Annotated in this window: 24 protein-coding genes; 17 read left to right on the forward strand and 7 right to left on the reverse strand. The window is 63.0% G+C overall.

What is annotated here, in order from left to right; all coding sequences use genetic code 11:
* Positions 1 to 4 precede the first annotated feature (4 nt).
* Complete coding sequence (locus tag F4827_RS07070) at positions 5 to 529, forward strand: ureidoglycolate lyase (protein WP_183723179.1); 525 nt, start codon at positions 5 to 7, stop codon at positions 527 to 529.
* A 577-nt stretch (positions 530 to 1,106) separates the two neighbouring features.
* Here F4827_RS07070 and F4827_RS07075 read toward each other — a convergent pair.
* Both F4827_RS07075 and uraH read right to left on the reverse strand, forming a co-directional pair.
* The gene (locus F4827_RS07075; protein WP_183723181.1) at positions 1,107 to 2,297 is read right to left on the reverse strand and encodes a urate hydroxylase PuuD; all 1,191 of its coding nucleotides are present in this window, start codon (positions 2,295 to 2,297) and stop codon (positions 1,107 to 1,109) included.
* Between the two features lie 235 nt (positions 2,298 to 2,532).
* On the reverse strand, positions 2,533 to 2,886 hold the full coding sequence (gene uraH / locus F4827_RS07080; RefSeq protein ID WP_103703844.1) for a hydroxyisourate hydrolase: 354 nt from the start codon (positions 2,884 to 2,886) through the stop codon (positions 2,533 to 2,535).
* A 584-nt stretch (positions 2,887 to 3,470) separates the two neighbouring features.
* Between uraH and F4827_RS07085 the strand changes: the two genes are divergently transcribed.
* Positions 3,471 to 4,838, forward strand: a complete 1,368-nt coding sequence (locus F4827_RS07085) for an 8-oxoguanine deaminase (protein ID WP_183723183.1) — start codon at positions 3,471 to 3,473, stop codon at positions 4,836 to 4,838.
* A gap of 96 nt (positions 4,839 to 4,934) precedes the next feature.
* Here the strand turns inward: F4827_RS07085 and F4827_RS07090 are convergent, their stop codons facing one another.
* Complete coding sequence (locus F4827_RS07090) at positions 4,935 to 5,867, reverse strand: LysR substrate-binding domain-containing protein (RefSeq protein WP_027814783.1); 933 nt, start codon at positions 5,865 to 5,867, stop codon at positions 4,935 to 4,937.
* Positions 5,868 to 6,158: 291 nt separating this feature from the next.
* Here F4827_RS07090 and F4827_RS07095 point away from each other — a divergent pair, with 291 nt between their 5' ends.
* From F4827_RS07095 to F4827_RS07110, 4 genes are all read left to right on the forward strand, one after another.
* Entirely contained in the window at positions 6,159 to 7,760 is a 1,602-nt protein-coding gene (locus F4827_RS07095; RefSeq protein WP_183723185.1) for an ABC transporter ATP-binding protein, read from the forward strand.
* Positions 7,761 to 7,834: 74 nt separating this feature from the next.
* On the forward strand, positions 7,835 to 8,941 hold the full coding sequence (locus tag F4827_RS07100) for an ABC transporter permease (RefSeq protein WP_183723187.1): 1,107 nt from the start codon (positions 7,835 to 7,837) through the stop codon (positions 8,939 to 8,941).
* A gap of 29 nt (positions 8,942 to 8,970) precedes the next feature.
* Positions 8,971 to 9,900: an ABC transporter permease gene (locus tag F4827_RS07105; RefSeq protein WP_183723189.1), complete on the forward strand. Its 930-nt coding sequence runs from the start codon at positions 8,971 to 8,973 to the stop codon at positions 9,898 to 9,900.
* A gap of 55 nt (positions 9,901 to 9,955) precedes the next feature.
* Positions 9,956 to 11,056: a BMP family ABC transporter substrate-binding protein gene (locus tag F4827_RS07110; RefSeq protein ID WP_183723191.1), complete on the forward strand. Its 1,101-nt coding sequence runs from the start codon at positions 9,956 to 9,958 to the stop codon at positions 11,054 to 11,056.
* A gap of 84 nt (positions 11,057 to 11,140) precedes the next feature.
* Here F4827_RS07110 and F4827_RS07115 read toward each other — a convergent pair whose 3' ends face one another.
* Complete coding sequence (locus F4827_RS07115) at positions 11,141 to 11,350, reverse strand: dodecin (protein ID WP_183723193.1); 210 nt, start codon at positions 11,348 to 11,350, stop codon at positions 11,141 to 11,143.
* A 237-nt stretch (positions 11,351 to 11,587) separates the two neighbouring features.
* Here F4827_RS07115 and F4827_RS07120 point away from each other — a divergent pair, with 237 nt between their 5' ends.
* On the forward strand, positions 11,588 to 12,487 hold the full coding sequence (locus F4827_RS07120; protein WP_260175014.1) for an NAD(P)-dependent oxidoreductase: 900 nt from the start codon (positions 11,588 to 11,590) through the stop codon (positions 12,485 to 12,487).
* 147 nt (positions 12,488 to 12,634) lie between these two features.
* Positions 12,635 to 14,227, forward strand: a complete 1,593-nt coding sequence (locus F4827_RS07125) for an ABC-F family ATPase (RefSeq protein ID WP_183723197.1) — start codon at positions 12,635 to 12,637, stop codon at positions 14,225 to 14,227.
* A gap of 129 nt (positions 14,228 to 14,356) precedes the next feature.
* Here the strand turns inward: F4827_RS07125 and F4827_RS07130 are convergent, their stop codons facing one another.
* The gene (locus tag F4827_RS07130; protein WP_183723199.1) at positions 14,357 to 15,157 is read right to left on the reverse strand and encodes a hypothetical protein; all 801 of its coding nucleotides are present in this window, start codon (positions 15,155 to 15,157) and stop codon (positions 14,357 to 14,359) included.
* Positions 15,158 to 15,308: 151 nt separating this feature from the next.
* Here F4827_RS07130 and F4827_RS07135 point away from each other — a divergent pair, with 151 nt between their 5' ends.
* From F4827_RS07135 to F4827_RS07145, 3 genes are all read left to right on the forward strand, one after another.
* Complete coding sequence (locus F4827_RS07135; RefSeq protein WP_183723201.1) at positions 15,309 to 16,742, forward strand: aldehyde dehydrogenase family protein; 1,434 nt, start codon at positions 15,309 to 15,311, stop codon at positions 16,740 to 16,742.
* A 183-nt stretch (positions 16,743 to 16,925) separates the two neighbouring features.
* Positions 16,926 to 18,116 (forward strand): nitronate monooxygenase family protein, encoded by a 1,191-nt coding sequence (locus F4827_RS07140; protein ID WP_183723203.1) that lies wholly within the window; start codon positions 16,926 to 16,928, stop codon positions 18,114 to 18,116.
* An 83-nt stretch (positions 18,117 to 18,199) separates the two neighbouring features.
* Positions 18,200 to 18,841: an OmpW family protein gene (locus F4827_RS07145; RefSeq protein WP_183723205.1), complete on the forward strand. Its 642-nt coding sequence runs from the start codon at positions 18,200 to 18,202 to the stop codon at positions 18,839 to 18,841.
* 79 nt (positions 18,842 to 18,920) lie between these two features.
* On the opposite strand, the gene F4827_RS07150 is transcribed toward F4827_RS07145, so the two are convergent.
* A complete protein-coding gene (locus F4827_RS07150; protein WP_167055714.1) occupies positions 18,921 to 19,124 on the reverse strand; it encodes a DUF1289 domain-containing protein in 204 nt (67 codons plus the stop codon).
* A gap of 489 nt (positions 19,125 to 19,613) precedes the next feature.
* On the opposite strand from F4827_RS07150, the gene F4827_RS07155 reads away from it, so the two are divergent.
* The 6 genes from F4827_RS07155 to F4827_RS07175 all read left to right on the forward strand — a co-directional run bounded on the left by F4827_RS07155 (position 19,614) and on the right by F4827_RS07175 (position 24,983).
* On the forward strand, positions 19,614 to 20,714 hold the full coding sequence (locus F4827_RS07155; protein WP_183723207.1) for a polyamine ABC transporter substrate-binding protein: 1,101 nt from the start codon (positions 19,614 to 19,616) through the stop codon (positions 20,712 to 20,714).
* A gap of 123 nt (positions 20,715 to 20,837) precedes the next feature.
* Entirely contained in the window at positions 20,838 to 21,998 is a 1,161-nt protein-coding gene (locus F4827_RS07160; protein WP_183723209.1) for a polyamine ABC transporter ATP-binding protein, read from the forward strand.
* Complete coding sequence (locus tag F4827_RS07165) at positions 21,995 to 22,957, forward strand: ABC transporter permease subunit (protein ID WP_183723211.1); 963 nt, start codon at positions 21,995 to 21,997, stop codon at positions 22,955 to 22,957. The genes F4827_RS07160 and F4827_RS07165 overlap by 4 nt, the downstream gene beginning before the upstream one ends.
* Positions 22,954 to 23,772 (forward strand): ABC transporter permease subunit, encoded by an 819-nt coding sequence (locus F4827_RS07170; RefSeq protein WP_183723213.1) that lies wholly within the window; start codon positions 22,954 to 22,956, stop codon positions 23,770 to 23,772. Before F4827_RS07165 ends, F4827_RS07170 begins: the two co-directional genes overlap by 4 nt.
* 194 nt (positions 23,773 to 23,966) lie before the next feature.
* Positions 23,967 to 24,095 carry a hypothetical protein gene (locus tag F4827_RS35135; protein WP_260175015.1) on the forward strand — a complete coding sequence of 43 codons (129 nt, stop codon included), beginning with the start codon at positions 23,967 to 23,969 and terminating at the stop codon, positions 24,093 to 24,095.
* A gap of 96 nt (positions 24,096 to 24,191) precedes the next feature.
* Positions 24,192 to 24,983 (forward strand): class I SAM-dependent methyltransferase, encoded by a 792-nt coding sequence (locus tag F4827_RS07175; RefSeq protein WP_311672778.1) that lies wholly within the window; start codon positions 24,192 to 24,194, stop codon positions 24,981 to 24,983.
* Here the strand turns inward: F4827_RS07175 and F4827_RS07180 are convergent.
* The gene (locus F4827_RS07180; protein ID WP_183723215.1) at positions 24,980 to 26,458 is read right to left on the reverse strand and encodes an NAD(P)/FAD-dependent oxidoreductase; all 1,479 of its coding nucleotides are present in this window, start codon (positions 26,456 to 26,458) and stop codon (positions 24,980 to 24,982) included. The genes F4827_RS07175 and F4827_RS07180 overlap by 4 nt on opposite strands.
* Positions 26,459 to 26,511: the final 53 nt, after the last annotated feature.

The raw sequence follows: 26,511 nt of genomic DNA on the forward strand, positions 1-26,511 counted from the left end.
CATCATGAGCGATACCCGCACCACGCTGACCATCGAATCGCTCACGCGCGAGGCGTTCGCGCCGTTTGGCGACGTGATCGAACTCGAAGGCGCGAAGCAGATTCCGATCAACCTGGGCACGACGATCCGCTATCACGATCTCGCGAACGTGGACGTCACGGAAGAGGGCGGGCGCACGCTCGTCAATCTCTTTCGCGGCCAGCCGCGCATGCTGCCGTTCGAGGTGAAGATGCTCGAACGTCATCCGCTCGGCAGCCAGGCCTTCGTGCCGCTCAACGACAAGCCGTATCTCGTTGTGGTGGCGCCGGCCGGCGATCTGGACGTGGCGAAGATTCGCGCGTTCGTGTCGAGCGGCTGGCAGGGCGTGAACTATGCGAAGGGTGTGTGGCACCATCCGCTGATCGCGCTTGGCGAGGTGAGCGACTTCATCGTCGTCGATCGCGGTGGCGAGGGGCTGAACCTCAACGAACAGGATCTGCCGGAGTCGCTCTGGCTGACTGAAGAGGCAATGCGCGAAGCGCAGGGTTGAAGCCCTTCCACATGCTGTAAATGAAAAGCCACGGCTCGCGCCGTGGCTTTTTGCTTTGCTGCTGGCGTTTGTGAAGCAGAGATCGGCGCGCTGAACCGCGCGGCGAGGTTGCCGAAGAGGCGAACGCGCACGGAAGTTTGTGATAGGGCCGCGAAGGCATTCCAGCAACGGTGCATTTGCCAATATATCGTCGTGCTGATGACGCAGATTCTGCGTTGGCGTAGGCGCTCGGTTGCGGTCAGCGCCAGGAGCGTCATGGGCACCGGCAGCGCATCGATAGTGGCTGCGTCGGCTGCACAGGTGCTGGAGCATCGTCCGCATCAATAGCGGCTCTGTGCGCGGTTTCGCGGCTACGATGAGATATGCGAAAGGCTAAAGGCTTCCTGTGGGCAAGAAGGGCAGACACAGAGCTGTCAGTCTGCCATCGGCCGACAGCGCGCATCGCGTCACGTGTAGCGACTGCGATTCGCGAGCTCGATCGCACCATCAAGCACGACTCGCCAAAAACAAAAAAGCCCGAAGCGCTCAACACGCTTCGGGCCTCTGCGTCTTCCTATCACCTACAACAACATAACGCTTACTTCGCGCCACCCTGGAACCAGGCGGCAATCTTCATCCGCTCGTCATCCGTCATATGCGTGACGTTGCCCAGCGGCATCGCCTTGAGCGTCACCGCCTGTTGATACAGACGCTGCGCATTCTGCGAGATTTCATCGGGCGTATCGAACATCACGCCAGCCGGAGCTGCGCCCATCATCGTCGGGTGGGCCGAGTGACAACCCGCGCAACGCTGCTGAAGGATCGGCTGGATATCGCCGATCTTGATGGTCGGGGCGTTGGCGGCTTCGGCCTGCGGCACCACCGGGCGCGGCAGCGTCCAGACCAGCGCGACGAACATCAGCGCCACGCCGCCGATCGGCAGATACCAGAGCTGTTGACCACGGTGACGCATCACGAAGAACTGACGGATCAGCGCGCCGGCCAGCATGATGACGACGAGCACGGCCCAGTTGTATTCGTGCGCGTAGGTCATCGCGTAGTGGTTCGACAGCATCGCGAACACCACCGGCAGAGTGAAATACGTGTTGTGCACCGAACGTTGCTTGCCGCGCTTGCCGTAGATCGGGTTGGGCACTTCGCCCTTGAGCATCGCGTTGACCATCTTGCGCTGGCCCGGAATGATCACGAAGAACACGTTCGCCGACATGATCGTCGCCAGCATCGCGCCCATGATGAGATACGCGGCGCGGCCCGAGAAGATGTGGCAGGCGAGGTAAGCGGCGATCACCACATAGATGCCCACGCACAGGCCCAGCAGCTTGTCCCGGGTGCCCAGCAGGCGGCACAGCGAGTCATAGACGATCCAGCCCGCGGCCAGAAAGCCCAGCGCCGCAGCAACGGCGACCACCGGGCCCATGTCGAGCACGTTCTTGTCGATCAGATACGTGTTCGGCGCGAACAGATAGAGCACCGTGAACAGCGACGCGCCCGAGAGCCACGTCGTGTACGACGGCCACTTCGACCAGTGCAGATCGTCCGGCATTTCGGGCGGCGCGACGGTGTACTTCTGCATGTTGTAGAAACCGCCGCCGTGCACGTGCCACAGCTCGCCGAACACGCCGCGGCGCTTCTGGTTGGGATCCACCGGCGGCTTGAGGCTGTTGTCGAGCGCGACGAAGTAGAACGATTCGCCGATCCAGGCGATCGCTGCGATGACGTGGAACCAGCGCAATGCGAGGTTCAGCCAGTCAGTAATAAAGCCTTCCATGAAACTCCTCCACTCCTGATTCGTTGCGCGCGGACAGCGGGGGCGTCTCGCGCGGGACTGCGGGGGCGGCAAGAATGCAGCGCCGCCAGGCGGGGACACGTCCGGGATCGAACCCGGTGCGCCGCCAGTCTCTTTCCTGGTTATGTTGTTGTCTGTAGTGCGTCGTGAGCAGTGTGAATCGCGCCAGCCGGTTACTAAATCAGCGACCGCGTCAGCAACCGCCTCAGCAACCGTCTCAGCTACCGCGATACGTGCTGTACGACCAGGGCGAGACCAGCAGCGGCACGTGATAGTGCGCACCGGCATCGGCCACGCCAAAGCGCAGCACGACGCGATCGACGAAGCGCGGTTCCGGCACTTTCGTACCGATCGAAGCGAAGTAATCGCCGGCATGGAACACGAGTTCGTATTCGCCCGGGGTGAGCGCCGCGCCTTCTAGCAGCGGTTCGTCGCAGCGGCCGTCATGGTTGGTCGTGACGGTCTTCAGCGCGCGGCGGGCGTCGCCGTCGAGCGCATGGAGTTCGACCTTGATGCCCGCGCCGGGACGGCCGTTCGCGGTGTCGAGCACGTGGGTAGTCAGCTTGCCCATTCGCAGTTTTCCTTGTCTCTTCCTGGTGTCATTGCGAGGTTTCGGCGGCGTCTCGATCCTGTGATGCACAAGCGTGCATCAGCGGCGGATCGAGGCTCCACGTCAGTGGCTACATACCCGTCGGCGGATCGAAGCGAGCGCCGTGAACGCATTTTAAGAACGTTCGGGCCGCAATCGCGTGAGCGATAGGAAAGATAATCCCCGCCGCATGAGCCTGCCCGCCGCGCCTTGCTACACGAGGCTCTGGCGGGGTTCCAAACCTCGGGTTTTCACGCATGTTCTTATCCTAATCACATCCAGGCCGCGCCAAAAATCGACCTTTATATGCGGAGGCTGAATTCCGGTATCTCGTCCAGGCGAATTGCCAGCTGAATTTTGGTTGCGCAAGGTTGCGGTCATGCGCGCAGCGGCACGGTGACACCACCGCTCGCGCAACCCGAAGACGGCGCTGGGCGCCGGGTAACCGGGCCAGCGGCGTCCTTCCCAGGATGCGTCGGCACCGGTTTCCGGTGGATCGGCGTGGCGGCAAGGACGTTTGCTTCATATTCACAGTCGATACACGGACAACGGAGCGAACAGACACGATGGAACGCACGAAAACCTTGCTGCTCAAGAACGCCGACATGCTGGTGACGATGGACGGCGCGCGCCGCGAGATCCGCGGCGGCGGCATCTATGTCGAGAACAACCGCATCGTCGCGGTGGGCCCGACGGCGGAACTGCCCCAGACCGCCGATGAAATCATCGACGCGACCGGTCATATTGTTACGCCAGGCCTCGTCAACACGCATCACCACATGTATCAGAGCCTCACGCGCGCCGTGCCCGCCGCGCAGGATGCCGAACTGTTCGGCTGGCTCACGAATCTCTACAAGGTCTGGGCGAATCTCACGCCCGAGATGATCGAAGTGTCGACGCTCACGGCGATGGCCGAACTGCTGCTGTCGGGCTGCACGACGTCGAGCGATCACCTTTATATCTACCCGAACGGCAGCCGTCTGGACGACAGCATCCGCGCGGCGCAAAACATCGGCATGCGCTTTCATGCGGCCCGCGGCAGTATGAGTGTGGGACAGAAGGATGGCGGCCTGCCGCCCGATTCTGTGGTCGAAAACGAAGACGCGATCCTCGCCGATACGCAACGCCTGATCGAGACGTATCACGACGAGGGCCGTTACGCGATGCTGCGCGTGGTGGTGGCGCCGTGCTCGCCGTTCTCGGTGAGCCGCGATTTGATGCGCGAATCCGCGACGATGGCGCGCCATTACGGCGTGTCGATGCATACGCACCTCGCGGAAAACGTCAACGACATCGCCTATAGCCGTGAAAAATTCGGCATGACGCCCGCCGAATACGCCGAGGATCTGGGCTGGGTTGGCCGCGACGTCTGGCACGCGCACTGCGTACAGCTCGACGATCACGGTATCGGCCTATTCGGGCGCACGGGCACCGGCGTGGCGCATTGTCCGTGCTCGAACATGCGGCTGGCATCCGGTATCGCGCCGATCAAGAAAATGCGGCTCGCAGGCGTGCCGGTGGGCCTTGGCGTCGATGGTTCCGCATCGAACGACGGCGCGCAGATGGTGGCCGAAATGCGCCAGGCGATGCTGCTCGCGCGCGTGGGCTTCGGGCCCGATGCCATGACCGCGCGCCAAGCGCTGGAAATCGCCACGCTGGGCGGCGCACAGGTGCTGGGCCGGGAAGATATCGGCGCACTCGCGCCGGGCATGGCCGCGGATTTCATCGCATTCGATCTGCGCCAGCCGTTGTTCGCGGGCGCGCTGCACGATCCGGTCGCGGCGCTGGCGTTCTGTGCGCCCTCGCAGGTTTCACTGTCGGTGATCGACGGGCGTGTAGTGGTGAAGGAGGGCGTGCTGCAAACGGTCGATCTCGGCCCGGTGATCGAGCGCCATAACCGGCTTGCCGGGCAACTCGCGCAGGCCGCGCGCTAACGGAGCCCAAAAACAGACGGGCGGCGCGCAAAAGCGGGCCGCCCGTTCAGGAGCGTCTGGGCCGTTCGGCAAAACGGCTTCGATGCATAAGTGACGTCAGGGTTTGTCGATCAGCGTCCTGGTGGCTTCGGCGACGAGGCTGCGCAACCAGCGGACTTCATCCGAATAATGACAGCGCTCGTGCCACAACTGGTAGTACTGCATCGGCGGAAAGTCGAGCGGCGCGGGCACGACCGTGAGCGGCAGGAAGCGCGCGTAGTGATCGGCGAACAGACGCGTGGTGGTGAACACCAGATCCGACTTGATGAGCACATACGGCGCCAGATTGAAGTACGGCAGCGTGACGACCACGTGGCGCTTCAGACGCTCGCGCGCCAGATGCACGTCGATGGCGCCGCGCTGGCCAACCGAATAGGGCGTGGGCGCAAGATGCGGCGCGTTGAGGTACTGATCGAGCGTGAGCCCGCCGCGCTTGGCGAACGGGTGCGTATTGCTCATCAGGCAGACGATCTGGTCGACGAACAGATTCGAAAGGTGCAACTGCTCGGGCGGTTCCGGCCAGTTGCCGATCACGATATCGAGCTTGCCTTCTTCGAGCGCGAGTTCGTAATCGAACGCGGGACCGAGCGAATGAAACTCCAGCGTGGCGTTGGGGGCGGCCTGGCGGAAACGTTCGACCACGGTGGGTACGAACAGCACGTTCAGGTAGTCCGGACAGCCGATGCGATAACAGCGGATCGAAGTCGCCGGATCGAAATTATGCTGCTGGAAACGGATGCGCTCGATCTCGCGCAAGGCGTTCTGCACGGGTTCGAGCAGGCGCAGACCGTACTCGGTCGGCACCATGCCGGACTTGCCGCGCACGAGCAGCGGGTCGCCGGTGATGTCGCGCAGACGCCGTAGCGCCGCGCTGATAGCGGGTTGCGACTGATTGAGCTTGACGGCCGCGCGCGTCACGCTGCGCTCCATCAAGAGGGTGTGCAAGACGCGCAAAAGGTACGTGTCGATCGCCTCGCGTTGCTGGCTCATGAAATCTCCGAATTATATGTTCTGGCTGATCGAGGGGCTTTAGGGATATATGTTTTTTAATATGTACAAAAAAACCCGTCAAGAGAGGGTTCTACTGAGCCATCCTGACAAGTCCCTGTTGCGCGAGGCACAACGGCGTGTATCGAGGATTTTTGTCGGCTCGACGCTGGCACGGGCGGCAAGGTATCGTCATCCCGCATGGGGGCGCTTTGCGCGGCCCGGGAAGTGACTGACGCGCAAAGAGTAGTCACGAACAACGAACTAGTCATAACGCACTACAGCGGAATATTCATGGGCGATTCATCAGCGCAGCGCGTGCCGCGCCTCGCGCTTTCCGGCATCACGAAGCAGTACCCGGCCGTGCGCGCCAACGACAACGTCACGCTCACGGTCGCGCCTGGAGAAATCCACGCGCTGCTCGGCGAGAACGGCGCGGGCAAGAGCACACTCATGAAGATCGTCTACGGCGCGGTGCGCCCTGACGCGGGCGAGATCCGCTGGGAAGGCGAGGTTGTGGAGATCGCAAGCCCGGCGGCAGCGCGCAAGCTCGGCATCGGCATGGTGTTCCAGCATTTTTCGTTATTCGAAACGTTGACGGTCGGCGAGAACATCGCGCTTTCGCTCGACGAAAAATTCGATCTCAAGACCCTGGCGGCGCGTATCCGCGAGGTGTCGGGGCAATACGGGCTCGATGTCGATCCGCAGCGCCATGTGCATAGCCTCACGGTGGGCGAGCGCCAGCGCGTGGAAATCGTGCGCTGCCTGTTGCAGAACCCGCGTCTGCTGATCATGGACGAGCCCACTTCCGTGCTCACGCCGCAGGCCGTGCGCAAATTGTTCGGCACCTTGCGGCGGCTGGCCTCGGAAGGTTGCAGCATCCTCTACATCAGCCACAAGCTCGACGAAATCCAGGAGCTGTGCGACACCGCCACGGTGCTGCGCGGCGGCAAGGTGACCGGCAACGTGACGCCGCGTGAGCAAACGCAGGCGTCGCTCGCGCGCTTGATGGTGGGCCGCGAATTGCCTGCATACGAGCGCCGTGCGCATACGCCCGGCGATGTGCTGCTCGACGTCAAGCATCTGTCGATGCCCAGCGACGATCCGTTCGGCACCTCGCTCGACGATGTGAGCTTCGGCGTGCATGCGGGCGAGATTCTGGGGATCGCCGGTGTGTCGGGCAACGGTCAGGCGGAACTGCTCGCAGCACTTTCGGGCGAGGCGCGACAAACGCCTGCGGGAAAGCACGGCGCCGCGGATTCGGTGACGATCTGCGGCAAGGCCGCCGGAAAGCTTTCTGCGGGCGCGCGCAGGCGGCTGGGCTTCGCGTTCGTGCCGGAAGAGCGTCTCGGACGCGGTGCGGTGCCCGCGATGTCGCTTGCGGAGAACGCCTTGCTCACGGCGCATCGCGAAGGCATGGTGCGCTCGGGCTGGCTCAATACCGGCGCGATGCGCGCGTTCGCCGAGCGCTGCATCGGCGCTTTCGACGTGCGCTGCGGCGGCCCCGACGCGCTCGCGCAAAGTCTCTCGGGCGGCAATCTCCAGAAATACATCGTCGGGCGCGAGATTTTGCAGGCGCCGAAGGTGCTCGTCGTCGCGCAGCCTACCTGGGGTGTGGACGTGGGCGCGGCGGCGTTTATCCGTCAGCAGTTGCTCGATCTCTCGGCGCGTAGCGTGGCGATTCTCGTGATCTCGGAAGAACTCGAAGAACTGTTCGATATCTGCGACCGCATCGCCGTGCTCGCAGGCGGACGGCTCTCGCCCGCGCGCCTGACCGGCGAAACCAACGCCGAGGAAATCGGCCGCTGGATGGCGGGGCTGTTCGGCGATCGCGCCTCGCAGGCAAACGGCGCTCCGCCGCCCGCGGAACCCGCCGCACCGGCCGCGCACGCGTAGTTCACACCGCGCCACGCCGCGTACCGCGTACCGCATACCGCATAACGACAAATCGCGACCACGATCTCATCGACATGATTTTTCCTTACCGACTCGAAGCGCGCACGACGCCGTCCCGTACGGTGCGCATCGCCGTGCCGCTGATCGCCGCGCTGCTTACGCTGGCGATCGGCTTCCTGATTTTCGGCCTGGTGGGCCGCGACCCCGTGCAGGCCATGCACGCGTTTTTCATCGAGCCGCTATCGAGCGTGAACGGCTGGTCGGAACTGCTGCTCAAGGCATCGCCGCTATGCCTGATCGCGCTGGGCCTCGCGGCGGGCTATCGCGCCAACGTCTGGAATATCGGCGCGGAGGGGCAGATGGTGCTGGGCGGCATCGCCGCGAGCGGCGTGGCGATCTACTTCGATCAGGCGAGCGGCTGGTGGATCCTGTTCCTGATGATGATCGCGGGCGTGCTCGGCGGCATGGCGTGGGCGGCGATTCCCGCGTGGCTCAAGAGCCGCTTCAACACCAATGAAATTCTGACGAGCCTGATGCTCACCTACGTCGCCACGCAATTGCTGATCTGGCTGGTGAGCGGCCCCTGGCGCGACCCCAACGGCATGAACTTTCCGCTCTCCGAAATGTTCAGCGGCGACGCGCTCTACCCGACCTTCGGCGGCGACTGGCGCATCCACTGGCTGCGCGGCACGCGTCTGAATGCGTCGATCTTTCTCACGCTCGCGGCGATACCGCTGGTGTGGCTGTTCATGCGCCGCAGCTTCGCGGGCTATCGCATGAGCGTGGGCGGCCTCGCGCCGCTCGCCGCGCGTTACGCGGGGTTTTCTGAGAAGAAGACGATCTGGACTTCGCTGCTGCTCTCGGGCGGTCTTGCGGGCCTCGCAGGCATGGGCGAAATCGCCGGGCCGATCGGCCAGTTGCAGGCAACCTGGTCGCCGGGCTACGGCTTCACGGCGATCATCGTGGTGTTCGTCGGGCGGCTGCATCCGGTCGGCATCGTGCTCGCGAGTCTGTTGATGGCGCTGCTGTATCTGGGCGGCGAAGCGGTGCAGACCTCGCTGCAATTGCCACAGGCGCTCTCGGGCGTGTTCCAGGGCTTGCTGCTGTTCTGCCTGCTCGGCGCGGACCTGTTCGTGAACTACCGGGTTCGCAAGCGCTCCTCCGTTGCCGCCGCGCATTGATCCACACACGAATAACAAGGCAACACGATATGGATATCCAGCAAGCCAGCTCGCTCGCATCGAGCGCCGTCACCGCCGCCATTCCGCTGATGTTCGCGGGCGTGGGCGAACTCGTCACGGAAAAGTCCGGCGTGCTCAATCTGGGCGTCGAGGGGATGATGCTGATGGGTGCGGTCACCGGTTACGCGGTCACGACGATCAGCGGCAATCCGTGGCTGGGACTCGCCGCGGGCATGGCGGCGGGCGTGGCGATGGCGCTGCTGTTCGGCTTTCTCGTGCTCACGATGCTCGCCAATCAGGTCGCGACGGGGCTTTCTCTGACGATCTTCGGCGTGGGCTTATCGGCGTATGTGGGCAAGCCGTACACCTCGGCGGCCACCTCCGCGACCATCAACGCCTGGCCGATTCCGGGGCTCTCGCATCTGCCCGTGCTCGGTCCGGCGCTCTTCAATCTCACGCCCGTCGATTACCTCGCGTTCGTGATGTTCGCCGTGGTCGCGTGGTTCCTCTATCGCACGCGCGCGGGACTCGTGCTGCGTTCGGTCGGCGAGTCGCCGCAGGTTGCGCATTCGGTGGGCTTTGCGGTGATCGGCGTGCGTTACGGCGCGACGGCGTTTGGCGGTGCGATGGCGGGTCTCGCGGGTGCGTACTACTCGGTCGTGCAACTGCATCTGTGGCAGGAGCAGATTACGGCGGGGCGCGGCTGGATCGCGCTGGCGCTGGTGGTGTTCGCGACGTGGCGCCCGGGCCGTCTGTTGATCGGCGCGCTGCTGTTCGGCGCGGTGACGGGCGCGCAGTTTTACGCGCAGGCAATTGGCGTGCCGGTGCCGACGCAGTTCCTCGCCATGCTGCCGTACGTGGCGACCGTGGTGGTGCTGGTGCTGATTTCGCGCAACCCGAACACCATTCGCCTGAACGCGCCCGCATCGCTCGGCAAGCCGTTTTTTGGCGCCGCGTAATCACGTTTCGATCGTTCGCCTTGCTCGCAGTTCTCTATCCACATCGGAGATCACAATGAAAAAAACCATCCTGACCGCCTTCGCCGTCGCCGCCACCTGCGGCGCGGCGGCGCTCGCGCCAGCGGCACAGGCCGCTGAGGCGCCGGGCGTCGCTACGCCGGGCGTTGCGTTCGTCTATCTCGGCAATCCGGGCGATGCCGGCTGGACCTACGCGCACGATCAGGGCTCGAAGGCCGCCGAGCAGAAGTTGGGCAGCAAGATCAAGATCACGCGCGTGGAAAACGTGCCGGAATCGGCGGACTCGGAGCGCGTGTTCCGCGATCTCGCCAGCAAGGGCAACAAGATCATCTTCGGCTCGAGCTTTGGTTATCAGGACTTCGAACTAAAGGTCGCGAAGGACTTTCCGGACACGGTGTTCCTGCACGCGACCGGTTACAAGAAGGCGCCGAACTTCGGCACCTATGACGTGCGCATGTACCAGGGCGCGTATCTCGCGGGCGTCGCGGCGGGCTATGCGACCAGGACGAACACGCTAGGCTTTGTCGCTTCCGTGCCGATTCCCGAGGTCGTGCGCAACATCAATGCATACACGCTGGGCGCGCGCTCGGTGAATCCCAAGGTTCACACCAAGGTTATCTGGATCAACAGCTGGTTCGATCCGGGCAAGGAAAAGCAGGCCGCCGAAACGCTGATCGGGCAGGGCGCGGACGTGCTGCTGCAGAACACCGATTCGAGCGCCACGCTCGCGACCGCCGAAGAGAAACACGTGCATGCGTTCGGCTGGGATTCGAACATGAAGAAGTTCGGCCCGGACGCGCACCTGGGTTCGGTTGAAGCGAACTGGGGCGTCTATTACACGGCCGCGATCCAGCAGGTGCTCGACGGCAAGTGGAAAAACGATCCGGTCTGGTGGGGCATTGCGCAAAAGGCCGTCGATCTTGGCGATGTGAATACCGCCGCGCTGTCCGCCGATGCGCAAAAGGCCGTGGCCGCAAAGCGCGAAGCCATCGCAGTCGGCAAGTGGGACGTGTTCACAGGCCCGATCAAGGATCAGACGGGCGCAGTCAAGATTCCGGCCGGCAAGACGCTGAGCGACGCCGAACTGCAGCGCCTGAACTGGTACGTCGAAGGCGTGGACGGCTCGCTGCCGAAGTAAGCGGGGGTTTCGCAACATCAACGCAGCGCCGCGCGGCTGCGCGATGCCTCTCTGGCGCGCGCAGCCGTTTTTACTCGTCGCAACTTATTCGTCGATCCGCAAGCCGACCTTGATCGTTACCTGCCAGTGCATGACCTTGTCGTCTTCGATCAGGCCGCGTGTCTCGGTGACTTCGAACCAATGCAGATGACGCAGCGTTTTCGACGCGCGCGCGATGGCGCAACGGATCGCTTCGTCGCTTGAAACCGTCGATGAACCCGTGAGTTCGATTTGTTTGTAGACGTGGTCGCTCATGACAAAAGTCTCCTCCAAGGGGGGCGGGGCGCGCAGGACGTTCCAGAGGCACGTCAAACGAGTATAGGTAACAAGTTGCCGTGCGCCAGCGCGCGTGTGGGTGAGCTGCGCGGAGGGCGTCGGCGGGTATCATGGCGCCTCGTGCAAACGGTCCATCGCAAACCGCATTGCACGTGCCTGCAAGCGGGGCGCGCAGCGGACGATGCCGTCGAAGACATGAAGCAGGAGACAAAGACAATGCAGAAGCAGGAACTGGGATTTTGCGGGCCGGGTTTGATGGGCGCGCCGATGATTCGCCATTTGCTCGGCGCTGGTCACGCCGTCCACGTGTGGAATCGCTCGCGTGCGAAGGCCGATGCGCTGGTGTCCGACGGCGCGCAGGTGGTGGATGCGCCGGCAGCGCTGGCGCAGCGCGCCGATGTGGTGCTGCTGTGCGTCGCCGACGGCGCGGCCGTCGAGCAGACTGTGTTCGGCGAGCACGGCTTGCTAAGCGGCACGGGCACGGGCACGGGCATCAGGCGCGTGCGCCGCATCGTCGATCATTCGAGCATTGCGCCGGAACTCACACGCGAGCTGGCCGCGCGCGCGGCCGCGCTGGGCGTCGGATGGGTCGACGCGCCGGTGTCGGGCGGCGTGGCCGGGGCGCAGGCGGGCACGCTTGCGGTCATGGCGGGCGGCGAGGCCGAAGACGTGGCGGCCGTCGCGCCGATCCTCGCGGCATATTCGGCGCGCGTCACCCACATGGGCGCGGCGGGCGCGGGCCAGACCACCAAGCTCTGCAATCAGGCCATCGTTACGGCGACGGTCGCCGCCATTGCCGAGGCGGTGGGTCTCGCGCGCCGCAGCGGCATCGACGCCGCGAAGCTGCCTGAAGCGCTCGCGGGCGGCTGGGCCGATTCGACGCTCCTGCGCACCTTCGTGCCGCGCATGACGCAGGCAGGCCTCGCACCGATCGGCGCGCTGAAAACGTTCCAGAAGGACGTCGATACGGTGGCTGCCGCCGCGCAGCAGACCGGCACGCCGATGCCCGTGGCGGGGACGGTCCAGCAGATCCTGCGGCTGGGCGCGGCGATGGGGCTCGATCAGGCCGACCTGTCCGGTTTCGTCGACGTGCTGCAAACGCCGCGACAGGGCTGAGGTGGTACGCCTGCACGAATCTGCCACGAATTTCCGGTAACTTCGACGGCGCGCGCCTGGCATGCCTTCACTCTGGCAGACGCGCGCGAACTGGCATAACCTGCTAAAATTACAGGTTTTTCGTCGATCTACTTACCGGGACGCGCTGTGCTCTCTACCGCCAACATCACCATGCAATTCGGGCCGAAGCCCTTGTTCGAGAATATCTCGGTCAAATTCGGCGAAGGCAACCGCTATGGCCTGATCGGCGCGAACGGTTGCGGCAAGTCCACGTTCATGAAGATCCTGGGCGGCGACCTTGAGCAAAGCTCGGGCAACGTCATCCTCGAACCGAACGTGCGCCTGGGCAAGCTGCGCCAGGATCAGTTCGCCTATGAAGACGTGCGCGTGCTCGACGTCGTCATGATGGGCCACACCGAAATGTGGGCCGCCATGAGCGAGCGCGACGCGATCTACGCGAACCCCGAAGCCACCGACGACGACTACATGCACGCCGCCGAACTCGAAGCCAAGTTCGCCGAGTACGACGGCTATACGGCTGAAGCGCGCGCGGGCGAACTGCTGCTCGGCATCGGCATCGGCACGGAATTCCACAATGGCCCGATGAGCGGCGTGGCGCCGGGCTGGAAGCTGCGCGTGCTGCTGGCGCAGGCGCTGTTCTCGAAGCCGGACGTGCTCCTGCTCGACGAACCGACCAACAACCTCGACATCAACTCGATCCGTTGGCTGGAAGATGTTCTGAACGAGTACAACTCGACCATGATCATCATTTCCCACGATCGACACTTCCTGAACCAGGTCTGCACGCACATGGCGGACATGGACTACGGCACGCTGAAGGTCTGGCCGGGCAACTACGACGACTACATGCTGGCGTCGACGCAGGCGCGCGAGCGTCAGCAGGCCGCCAACCAGAAGGCGAAGGAGCGCGTGGCCGATCTGCAGGACTTCGTGCGCCGCTTCTCGGCGAACAAGTCGAAGGCGCGTCAGGCGACCAGCCGTCTGAAGATGATCGACAAGATCAAGATCGAGGACTTCAAGCCCTCGTCGCGTCAGAACCCGTTTATCCGCTTCGAATTCGAGAAGAAACTGCACAACATCGTCGTGGTCGCGGAAGAGATCACGAAGACGTACGAGCGCCGCATCTTCAACAAATTCTCCATCAGCGTGCAGCCGGGCGAGCGCATCGCCATCATCGGCGAGAACGGCGCGGGCAAGACCACGCTGCTGCGTTCGCTGCTGGGCAATGTCGCTGTCGATAGCGGCACGGTGAAGTGGGCGGAAAACGCCAGCATCGGCTACATGCCGCAGGATACGTACGAAGAATTCCCCGCCGACGTCACGCTGATGGAGTGGATCGACCAGTACCGCCAGGAAGGCGACGACGAGCAATCCGTGCGCGGCACACTGGGCCGTCTGCTGTTCAATGCGGACGATATCCGCAAGTCGGTCAAGGTGCTCTCGGGTGGCGAGAAGGGCCGCATGATCTGGGGCAAGCTGATGCTGGGCCGCCACAACGTGCTGATGATGGACGAGCCGACCAACCACATGGACATGGAATCGATCGAGTCGCTGCAGATCGCGCTTGAGAAGTTCGAAGGCACGCTGATTTTCGTCTCGCACGACCGTGAATTCGTGAACGGTCTGGCCAATCGCATCATCGAAGTGAAAACCGATGGCACGATCAACGACTACAGCGGCAACTATGAGGACTTCCTGGCGAGCCAGGGCTTGCATTGAGATCCGGCTGCTGAAACCGCTGCTGAAACCAATGGCAGCTTGAAATGAAAACGGGCGACGCGTGATGCGTCGCCCGTTTTGTTTGGGGGGATCGTCACGCAGCGGGACCTTATGCAGTCCACGCTTGCGTCATTTGCGCGATTGCCACTGAATGAGGGCGAAGCCGATACACAGCATGACACCTCCGGTGATGGAGAAACCCAAGGTGTTTTCGTGAAAGAAATGCAGTGACTGGCAGATAGCGCATGTCGTCTGCACAACGTAATCGCAGACGAAGCCGACCGCTGTGACAGCGGTTATGAACAAATACGTTACCCAAAAAATCCAGCGGTCGCCTTTCTTCTTTGGGCCGCCATTGCGCCAGACTCTGACGCATGAAAAATAGGCGGCGCCGATAACATAGCCATAGATGAGTGCGATATAGGCAAGCGTCAGCAGCATGCCCAGAATATATTGCACTGTCACCACACCGCGCCCAACGTCGAAGCAGAAGGCAGCGACGACCGTGATGATCATGTATTTCGTCGCGATGAAAAGGGGTTTAAACACCATCCATTCGACAAAGCGCGTTGCGTTGCTGTGGTCTTTCGAGCGTTTATTCAGAATCGCTGTGATGGGCAGGGTGGCCAAAATTGCGAACAATGAGTACGTGAGGATAAGCAACGACGTACTCGGCGCGTACTTTTCGTTTATGGAATCGGAAATCCACTGATGCCATTTTGAGTTGCCGGCATGCGTAAGGATGCCAAGAAGTAAAGACGGGACGGCCAACGGCAAGGCTTCGCTTGCCCAACCGCGAACTACGAAACCAATCCTGATTTTCCCGTCTTCGTCAAAAACTGAGTCTGCTTTGTCTTCGTCGATTGCTGAGCGCGCTTCGTGATTTATTCTCACCTCTTCCATATTTTCCCCTGTATCAGTTTTCTGCATTAATCTCCTGATAATAGCCGCGATATATGACGGGACGCCACGGGAGAAGTTGGCGAAACCGCATGCAGAGCCCGGCTGGCCTTTCCGTATGCGTCAAGCAAGCTAGAATGCAGGACACTGCCAAACACACATGGAGACAGGAGCACCGCGCATGAAACAGTTCGACCAGCTCTACATCAACGGCCAGTGGGTCGCGCCGCAAGGCAAAGGTACGATCGACGTGATCGACTCGGGCACCGAGGCCATCATGGGCCGCATCCCTGAAGGCGTCGATGCCGATGCCGAAGCCGCCATCGCCGCCGCGCGCGCCGCCTTCGACGCCTGGTCCACCACTCCCGCCGCCGAACGCGGCGCGTATCTGCAAAAGATCGCCGACAAGCTCAAGGCCCGCACCGACGAACTCGCGCAATTGATCGCGGGTGAAGTGGGCATGCCGCTCAAGCTCGCGCGCGCGATCCAGGTGGGCGGCCCGGTCTACAACTGGGCCGCGTACGCGAAGCTCGCGAACGAATTCCAGTACGAGGAGCGCGTCGGCAATTCGCTCGTCGTGCGCGAACCAGTGGGCGTCGTGGCCGCGATCACGCCGTGGAACTATCCGCTCAACCAGATCACGCTCAAGGTCGCTGCTGCGCTGGCCGCGGGCTGCACGGTGGTGCTCAAGCCGTCCGAGATCGCGCCGCTCAACGCCTTCGTACTGGCCGAAGCGATCCACGAAGCGGGCCTGCCCGCAGGCGTGTTCAATCTCGTGAGCGGCTACGGCCCGGTCGTCGGCGAATTGATGGCGCGCCATCCCGAAGTCGATATGGTCTCGTTTACGGGCTCGACGCGCGCGGGCAAGCGCGTTTCGGAAGTGGCGTCGGCTAGCGTCAAGCGCGTGTCGCTGGAACTGGGCGGTAAATCGGCCTCGGTCGTGCTCGACGACGCGGATTTCGCCGCTGCAGTGAAGGGCACCGTGGGCGCCTGCTTCCTGAACTCGGGGCAAACCTGCTCGGCGCATACGCGCATGATCGTACCGGAATCGCGCTACGAGGAAGCGCGCGAACTGGCGAAGGCCGCGGCCGAAGCCTACACGGTCGCTGATCCGCGCGACGAAAAGGCGAAGCTCGGCCCGCTCGCCTCGAAGGCGCAGCAGGAGCGTGTTCGGCACTACATCGAGCGTGGCATTGCCGATGGCGCGGAACTCGTCACGGGCGGCGCAGGCATGCCCGAAGGGCTGACCAGGGGCTTCTTCGTGAAGCCGACCGTGTTTGGCCGCGTGCCGCGCGACGCGGCCATCGCCCAGGAGGAAATCTTCGGCCCGGTGCTCACGATCCTCACGGCAAAGGACGAGGACGACGCCGTGGCGATCGCCAACGATTCGCTCTATGGTCTGGGCGGCGCAGTCTGGGCCGGCAGCGACGAGCGCGCCATGCGCGTGGCGCGGCGCATCCGCACGGGCCAGATCGACATCAACGGCGGCGCATGGAACATGGCCGCGCCGTTCGGCGGCTACAAGCAGTCGGGCCACGGCCGTGAAAACGGCGTTTATGGGCTTGAGGAATACCTCGAATACAAGTCGATGCAGTTCAAGGTGCCGAAAGCCTGAGCGGGTCACCGAGATCGTCAAACTGTCGCGCCTGGCAAATGTCCCGGTGCGACATATTGATGTAAGTCATTGATGCGGGAGTCACTTGTGGCTCCCGCATTTGCATTTGATTTTCATCAATGCCGAGATTGGGGTGCGCGCGACCATTAGTGTTTTGTCATCGACAACGCTAAGCAGGTCATCATGTTTCCTGATCATTCATTTGCGCCGCTCCAACTTCGTGGCCGTCAGCTGCTGCCCATCGTGCAAGGCGGCATGGGCGTCGGCATTTCCGCGCACCGGCTTGCGGGCAGCGTTGCGCGCGAGGGTGCGGTCGGCACCATCGCCAGCATCGACCTGCGCCATCACCACGCCGATCTCATCGAGCAATGCCGCGCCGATCCGCGCCATGAAACGCTCGCTCACGCCAATCTCGTCGCGCTGGGCCGCGAGATTGAAGCCGCGCGCAGGCTGGCCGCGGGCAACGGCATGATCGCCGTGAACGTCATGAAGGCCGTCAACGCGCATGCCGATTACGTGCGCACAGCCTGCGAGCATGGCGCGGATGCCATCGTCATGGGGGCGGGATTGCCGCTCGATCTGCCCGACCTCACCGCAGGCGTGGATATCGCGTTGATCCCGATCCTTTCCGACGCGCGCGGCGTGTCGCTCATCCTCAAGAAGTGGATGAAGAAGGGCCGTCTGCCCGATGCCGTGGTGATCGAGCATCCGGCGCATGCGGGAGGCCATCTCGGCGTGACCGATCTCGCCGATATGAGCAACGAGCGCTTCGGCTTCGAGCGCATTTTCGAGGAGTTGGACGGCGTGTACGCCACGCTCGGCATCACGCGCGCCGACGTGCCGCTGATCGTGGGCGGCGGCATCAACAGTCATGAAGCCGTGCGTCACTGGCTGCAGGCCGGCGCAAACGGCGTCCAGGTGGGCACGCCGTTCGCGGTGACGGAAGAGGGCGATGCGCATCCCAACTTCAAGCGGGTGCTTGTCGACGCGAAGCCTGAAGACATTGTTGAATTCGTGAGCGTGACGGGCTTGCCCGCGCGTGCCGTGAGAACGCCGTGGCTCGATCGTTACCTGCGCAACGAATCGCGTATCCGCACGAAGATTGGTCAGGTCAAGAACGCCTGCCCGACGGGACTCGAATGTCTTTCCGTATGCGGTCTGCGCGACGGCATCGAAAAGTTCGGGCATTTCTGCATCGACACCCGTCTTGCCGCTGCCTTGCGCGGCGAAGTGTCGAACGGGCTCTTTTTCCGCGGCCGTGAAGCGTTGCCTTTTGGCAACGCCATCCGCCCGGTGAGGGACCTTTTGGAGCTGCTTTTGACGGGTTCTGCGCGACCTGCGGTCGCACATCGCGCGGCGTTTGCGCTCAACTGATTCGAATCAAAAAAGTGATAGCCCTTGCCCTGGAAAATTCTCAGGTCTTGCGAATCACCGCGGGAACAACAGGGGCAATCACCATGAAAATCCAGATCAAGACCATCGCGGCCGCGGCCGTACTCGCAATTGGCGCGGCCTTCGCCGCTTCGGCCGCGCAAGCCGCCACGCCCGACACGGGGATCTATGCAGGCGACTGGCTCGTGCGCCTGCGCGCGATCAGCATCATGCCGCAGGTGGGCACCAGCGGCGCGCTCACCACGCTCAAGGCCGACGTCAATAACGCCATCGTGCCCGAGCTGGACTTCACCTACATGGTGACGAACAACATCGGCGCCGAGCTGATTCTGGGCACTTCGCGCCATCAGGTCACGTCGAGCCTTGGCGCGCTGGGCGGCGTTGGCGTGCTGCCGCCTACGCTGCTGCTGCAGTACCACTTCAACAACGCCGGCGTGTTCCGTCCGTACGTGGGCGCGGGCATCAACTACACGCTGTTCTACAACAACGGTCTGCATGCGGGCGGCCAGCCGATTTCGGTCGACAACCATAGTTTCGGGCCGGCGTTGCAATTCGGCGTCGATTACCAGGTGGCGAAGAATGTATTCGTGAACGCGGACATCAAGAAAATCTGGATGCGCACGGGCGCGTCGCTCAACGGATCGTCGCTGGGCACGCTCTATATCGACCCGATCATCGTGGGTGTTGGCGTCGGCATGAAGTTCTGAGCGCCGCGTGCGTCAGAGAACCTCAGTAGAAGCAAAATCGAACGCCGGCAAAGTCCGGCGTTTTTTTTGGCCTGAAGTGTCAGGCGTTTTTCGGCTGAAAGCGCATGGCGGTGCCTTCGCGCTCGATGCGGGTCCAGATGGCGCGCTTTTCCTCGTCGCTCAGGAACACCCAGTTGGAGACTTCGATCGCGGTGCGGCCGCAGCCTTTGCAGATGTCGTCGAAAAGCGTGGAGCACACGCCGATGCAGGGGCTGTCGGGAAGGTCGTGGAGATTGGAGGCCATCGATATATCTTGGGGCGGGATGGCCGGGGCGAAAATGGCGCGCCGGCCGTGCGGAAAACCCCGCTATGTTAACCGATTCGCGGACGGCGGCTTTTGTTGCCCATCCAGTTGGAATGGCAAGGATTTTCTTACCAGCGGGAAGGGTGACTGCCGGCCCTGCCGCAGCCTGCACCGCGCGGCCTCCGATGCGATCCGGATCAGCCATGCGCGGGGGCGGGCAGCCAGCGTCGCGCGAATGTCGCACGGACGGTTTTTTTTGTGGACAGGGACGCTCAAACGGCTAAAATTGCGCGCGATTTAACCGCCTGCCACCCGCCTGCGAGTCGGCAGCGCGGGGCCTGTTCCGTTTGCGCGACATGCTGGTGTTCTTTTTTGTCGCCTGGCGCGATTGATGGTAGGTTCGGTAAATTCTGGGGGCCGCCTCGGGCGGCGCACATGCCGCCTGGATGGCGGTACGCGGCAAACAAAGATCTAAGAACGGTGAACGGGATGAAGAAACGGGTTTGGGCGAAACTGGCTGTGCTTGCACTGTGTGCGTCGCCGTGGGTCGCGTCGGTGGCGAAAGATACGCAACTGAACGTCTACAACTGGTCCGATTACATCGCCAAAGACACGATTCCGAACTTCCAGAAGCAGACCGGCGTCACGGTCAAGTACGACAACTACGATAGCGACGATACGCTCCAGGCCAAGCTGCTCGCGGGCAATTCGGGCTACGACATCGTCGTGCCGACCACCAATTACGCAGGCAAGCAGATCGCCGCCGGCATCTTCTCGCCGCTCGACAAGTCGAAGATCCCCAACTTCAAGTATCTCGATCCGCAACTGATGGCGCTGGTCGCCGGCGCGGATCCGGGCAACAAGTTCGCGGTGCCCTGGGCTTACGGCACGACGGGCCTGGCCTACAACGTCGAAAAGGCGCAGCAGATCCTCGGCAAGAACGTGCCGCTCGACAACTGGGACGTCCTCTTCAAGCCCGAGAACATCTCGAAGCTGAAGGCCTGCGGCGTGTCCGTGCTCGACGCGCCGGACCAGTTCTTCGCCGCCGCGCTGCACTACATTGGCCGTGACCCGCTCTCGACGAATCCGGAAGACTATCGCGCCGCGCTGGCGATGATGAAGAAGATCCGTCCGTACATCACGCAGTTCAATTCGTCGGGCTATATCAACGATATGGTCGGCGGCGATGTCTGCTTCGCCTACGGCTGGTCGGGCGACGTCGTGATCGCCAAGCATCGCGCGATCGAGGCGAAGAAGCCTTATCACATCGAGTATTACATTCCGAAGGGCGGCGCACCGATCTGGTTCGACGTGATGACCATCCCGAAAGATGCGCAGCACAAGGATGCCGCGCACCAGTGGATCAACTACATCGAGACGCCGCAGGTCCACGCCGCGATCACCAACGCCGTGTACTACCCGAGCGCCAACGCGGAAGCGCGCAAGTACGTGAACAAGGACATTGCGAACGATCCGGCCGTGTATCCGTCGCCGGAAACGCTCAAGACGCTGTTCCTGCTCAAGCCGCTGCCGCCGGAAATCCAGCGCCTGCAGACGCGTCTGTGGACCGAGTTCAAGTCGGGCCGCTGACGCGGCCGCCCGCGTAGCCACGATTACGTTTCGCGTTTTACCCCAAGCCCTCGGCACCTACCGGGGGCTTTGTTCGTCAACCCCGTCCAGGTATCAAGTCAGAAAGGCAGGGCAGAGAGAATCATGAGTGACCAGTCGAGTGTGCCGGCCGCAGCCGTCGCGCTGCCTTCGGGCTTTGCCGCGAGCGATCCAGCCGCGGACAACTTCGTGCAGGTCGTCGATGTCGTCAAGAAGTTCGGCGACACGACGGCCGTCAAGGGCGTCAACCTGTCGGTGAAGAAGGGCGAGCTGTTCGCGCTGCTTGGCAGTTCGGGCTGCGGCAAGTCCACCTTGCTGCGCATGCTCGCCGGTCTGGAAACGATCACGTCGGGCAAGATCCTGATCGATGGCGAAGACCTCGCGTCGTTGCCGCCGTACCGTCGCCCGGTCAACATGATGTTCCAGTCGTATGCACTGTTTCCGCATATGACGGTGGAATCGAACGTCGGCTTCGGGCTGCGCCAGGAAGGCGTGAAAAAGGGCGAACTCAAGGAGCGCGTGGCCAATGCGCTCGAACTGGTGCAGATGTCGCGTTTCGCGAAGCGCAAGCCGCATCAGCTTTCCGGCGGCCAGCAGCAGCGCGTCGCACTGGCGCGCTCGCTCGTTAAACGCCCCAAGCTGCTGCTGCTCGACGAGCCGATGTCGGCGCTCGACAAGCAGATTCGCCAGCGCACCCAGATCGAACTGGTCAACATTCTCGACAAGGTCGGCGTCACCTGCATCATGGTCACGCACGATCAGGAAGAGGCGATGACGATGGCGGGGCGTCTGGCCGTCATGAGCGAAGGCCAGATCGTGCAGCTTGGCACGCCCAATGAAGTGTACGAATACCCGAACAGCCGTTTCTCGGCCGAATTCATCGGCTCGACCAATCTGTTCGAAGGCAACGTGGTGGAAGACGAGCCGGATCACGTCTACGTGGAGTCGCCGGATCTGCCCGTGCACCTGTACGTGAATCACGGCATCACCGGGCCGCTGGGCATGCCTGTGACGATTTCGGTGCGCCCGGAGCGCATCTCGCTCACGCGCAAGCCGCCCGAAGGCACCTTCAACTGGGGTAAGGGCGTGGTCAAGAACATCGCCTACATGGGTGGCTACTCGCTTTATCACGTCAAGCTCGATTCGGGCAAGACGGTGATCGCCAACATGTCGAGCCTCGCGCTGTCGGAAATCGATTCCCCCACCTGGGAAGACGAAGTCTACGTGCGCTGGAGCGCCTCGGCCGGCGTGGTGCTGACGTCATGAGCACGACGCTTTCCAGCACCTCCAGCAACCCGGGCACGTTCAGGAAAATCCTCAACTGGCCGGCGAAGCGCTTCAACCTGACCGGCCGTACCGCCGTGGTGGCGGGGCCGTTCTTCTGGCTGCTGCTGTTCTTCCTCGTGCCGTTCGTCCTGGTGGTGAAGATCAGCTTCGCCGACCAGCAGTTGGGCATTCCGCCCTACACGGAACTCACGTCGTTCAGCGAAGGGGTCTGGCATGTCGCGCTCGACCTTTCTCATTACGCGTTTCTATTCCAGGACAGCCTGTATTTCGCCACGTATGTGAATTCGGTGGTCGTGGCGGCGATTTCGACGCTGCTGTGTCTGGCGATCGGCTATCCGATGGCGTACTACATCGCGCGCTCGAATCCGGCCACGCGCAACGTGCTGATGATGGCCGTGATGCTGCCGTTCTGGACCTCGTTCCTGATTCGCGTCTACGCGTGGATCGGCATTCTGAAGAACAATGGACTGCTGAACAATTTCCTGGTGTGGACCGGCATCATCCATTCGCCGATCGAGCTGTATCACACCAATACAGCTGTCTACATCGGCATGGTGTATTCGTATCTGCCGTTCCTCGTAATGCCGCTCTACGCGCATCTGGTGAAGATGGATCTGACGCTGCTCGAAGCCGCCTACGATCTGGGCGCGAAGCCGTGGCGCGCGTTCCTGGAAATCACGCTGCCGCTCTCGAAGAACGGCATCATCGCGGGCTGCCTGCTGGTGTTCATCCCGGCGGTGGGCGAATACGTGATTCCTGAACTGCTTGGCGGCGCGAACACGCTGATGATCGGCCGCGTCATGTGGAACGAGTTCTTCGATAACGCCGACTGGCCGATGGCTTCCGCCGTCACCTGCGCGATGGTCCTGCTGCTGCTCGTGCCGATGGCGCTGTTCCAGCACTTCCAGGCGAAGGAACTGGAGGGCCGCGGCAAATGAAACCGAATCGCGTACTGCAATTCATCGCGCTCGGCATCGGCTTTGCGTTCCTCTATATCCCGATCATCAGCCTGATCGTCTACTCGTTCAACGAGTCGCAACTGGTGACGGTGTGGACGCGTTTCTCGACGCGCTGGTATCAGGCGCTCGCCACCGACGACGAGCTCATCGCCGCCGCGTGGCTGTCGCTGCGCATCGCGCTGATGACGGCGTTCGCCTCGGTGATCATCGGCACGTGGGCGGGTTTCGTGCTCGCGCGCATGGGGAATTTCCGCGGCTTCACGCTCTACACGGGCATGATCAACGCGCCGCTGGTAATTCCCGAAGTGATCCAGGGCATCTCGCTGCTGCTGCTGTTCGTGGAAATGGGCAAGCTGCTCGGCTGGCCGGCGGGGCGCGGCGTGTTCACAATCTGGATCGGCCACGTGATGCTGTGTATCTCGTATGTCGCCATCATCGTGCAGTCGCGCGTGCGCGAGCTGAACCCGTCGCTAGAAGAAGCCGCGCTCGATCTGGGCGCGACGCCGTTCAAGGTGTTCTTCCAGATCACGCTGCCGCTGATCTCGCAGGCGCTCGCGGCGGGCTGGCTGCTGTCGTTCACGCTGTCCATCGACGATCTGGTGCTGTCGGCGTTTCTCTCCGGCCCCGGTTCGACGACGCTGCCGCTGGTGGTGTTCTCGCGCGTGCGCCTGGGCCTGAATCCGGAAATGAATGCGCTCGCGACGCTCTTTATCGCCGTGGTGACGGTGGGCGTGATCGTCGGCAACTACTTCATGCAGCGCGCGGAGCGCAAGCGTACGGCGATGGCGGTCTGACGCTCGATCCTCGGGCTGGGCAAGAAGACGGCGCGTGGGCTTCGGCCCACGCGCCGTTTTGCTTTTTTCGGTCGATTCAGGGTGCGATGCCAGGCCGGGCGTTTTAGCGTGACCCGGTGACGAGGCGCTATGATCGTGGACAAATGTGGCTCGCGGCTCTGGCTCGTCAGGCCAGCGACCGTTGCGGGAACACGATGATTGGAACGATTTTCAAAGAGGGCGCAATTACTACGCTCTGGCAGCAACTGATCCAGCTCTGGGAGCTGATCGTCATGGTCTGCCGCTTTTTGTTGGGACTGCTCAAGCTGCTGGGCGGCACCTGACGGCCAGTGGCGGGCTACGGGGTGCGGCGGGTTCGCGAGGGCGCGCCGCGACGGCTTTGAGGTACGGCGTGCGTTCGAGCGGCCGCAGCGACGCACGTGGACACGACACAAGGGCACAGGATGATCGACGATTCCACCCGGCGTTTCACCGACCGGGTTGCAGACTACGTGAAGTACCGCCCCACCTACCCGCGCGAAGTCGCGACCTTCGTGCATGTCGAATGTGGCGTGGCGCCCGCCGCGAGCGTTGCGGACATCGGCGCTGGCACCGGCATTTCGTCGAAGCTCTTTCTGGACGCCGGGCATCCGGTCGTGGCGGTCGAGCCTAACGTCGCGATGCGCGAAGCGGCTGAGCGCTTCCTCGCGGGTTATCCGGCTTACCGCAGCGTCGCCGGCACGGCCGAAGCCACCACCTTGCCTGACGCGAGCGTGGACCTCGTGAGCGCTGCACAGGCCTTCCACTGGTTCGACAAGGCTGGCGCGCGCCGCGAGTTCGCGCGCATCCTCAAACCGCGCGGCAAGATCGTGCTGTTCTGGAATAGCCGCAAGCTCAAAGGATCGGCGTTTCTGGAGGGCTACGAGGCTTTGCTCCAGCGCTTTTCCGAAGACTACGCGAGCGTCGCCGAAAGCTATCCCACCGACGCCGCCATGGCCGACTGGTTCGGCGACGGCTTCGAACAGAAGACCGTGTTTCCGAACGCGCAGTTGCTCGATTTCGATGGGCTGAGCGGGCGGCTCGCATCGTCTTCGTACGCGCCCAGGCCGGGCGATCCACGCTATGAGCCAATGCTCGCGGCGCTGCGCGAATTGTTCGACGCGACCCAGCACAACGGGCGCGTGGACTTTGCTTACGAGACGCGTGTGTTTGCGGGCAAGCCGCTGCGTTAGCGCGAAAACTCGTAATCGCGCGCGCGCACGCGTTTTGTCCTGCGCCGGAAGGTGAACGTAAATCCCGGCCAGAGCGACGTGACCTTGCCGCTGCGCGTCTGATACCAGCTGTGACAGCCCGAGGTCCAGACGGTGCGTTGCAGTTGCGCCTGCAACTCGTCGTTGTAGGCGCGCTGCACCTCCGCGCGCACATTCATCGTGCGTGCGCCGCGGCGCTGCAGTTCGCGGATGCAATCGGCGATATAGCGGATCTGCGACTCGATCATGTAGATCATCGAGTTGTGGCCGAGGCCGGTGTTCGGTCCGATCACGAAAAAGAGATTCGGGAAGCCCGCGACGCTGGCGCCTAGATACGCCTGCGGGCCGTCGCGCCGCCAGGCCTCGCCCAGATCCGCGCCATTCAGACCGCTGACGTGAAACGGCGCGTCCACATCGTTGACCTGAAAGCCCGTGCCGCAGACGATCGCGTCAAACACGAGATGAGCGCCATCGGCGGTCACGATGCCATCGGCAACGACCTCGCGGATCGGATCGGTCAGCAGTGCGACGTTACTCTGCGTGAGCGCCGGCAGATAGTCGCTCGACAGCAGCACGCGCTTGCAGCCAAGCACGTAGTCGGGCGCGAGCTTGGCGCGCAGCGCGGCATCCTTGACCTTGTGCGCGAGATAGTTGCGCGCGAATTTCATCGGCGCATTGAGCAGGCGTTGATTGACCACGAAGCCCAGTGCGCGCGATTCGAGTTGCCAGTAAATCGCCGCACGCGCGAGGCGCTGCGCGCAGGGAACATGCCGATAGATCCAGCGCCGGCGCGCATCGATGGCGCGGTCGCGGCGCGGCATGATCCAGGGCGGCGTGCGCTGGAATATCGTGAGCTGCGCCACGCGCGGCTGGATGCGCGGCACGAACTGAATGGCGCTTGCGCCCGTGCCTATCACGGCCACGCGCTTGCCTTCGAGTGCGTAATCGTGGTCCCAGCGCGCGGAATGAAACAGCTTGCCCTCGAAGCGTTCGAGCCCGGCAATGGCGGGGAGCGCGGGGCGAGAAAGCGGCCCGTTGGCGGCGATGAGCAGATCGGCTTCGACCGTCTGCGTCGCTCCGTCACGCTCGATCTCGATGTTCCACACGCCGCGCGCCGCGTCGAAACGCGCAGCGCTCACGCGCGAGCGCCACGCGATAAAGCGCTCGACATCGTACTTGTGCGCGCAACCTTCCAGATACGCGAGGATTTCGCGCTGCGGCGCATAGGTGCGCGTCCAGTCGGGATTTGGCTCGAAGGAAAATGAGTAGAGGTGCGAGGGAACATCGCAGGCAGCGCCGGGATAGGCGTTGTCGCGCCACGTGCCGCCGAGGCTCGCGGCCGCTTCGTAGACCGTGAACGTTTCGATCCCCATGCGCCGCAGCTGGATCGCCATGCCGATGCCGGAAAAGCCGCTGCCGACGATGACGATACGTGGCGTGCCCGTGTTGGTGGCCATATCTAGCGCTTTGATATTTTCTGCGCCGATCAAACGAAACGGGCTCCGCGAGG

The sequence above is a fragment of the Paraburkholderia bannensis genome (assembly GCF_014200455.1).
In the GTDB taxonomy this organism is placed as follows: domain Bacteria; phylum Pseudomonadota; class Gammaproteobacteria; order Burkholderiales; family Burkholderiaceae; genus Paraburkholderia; species Paraburkholderia bannensis_A.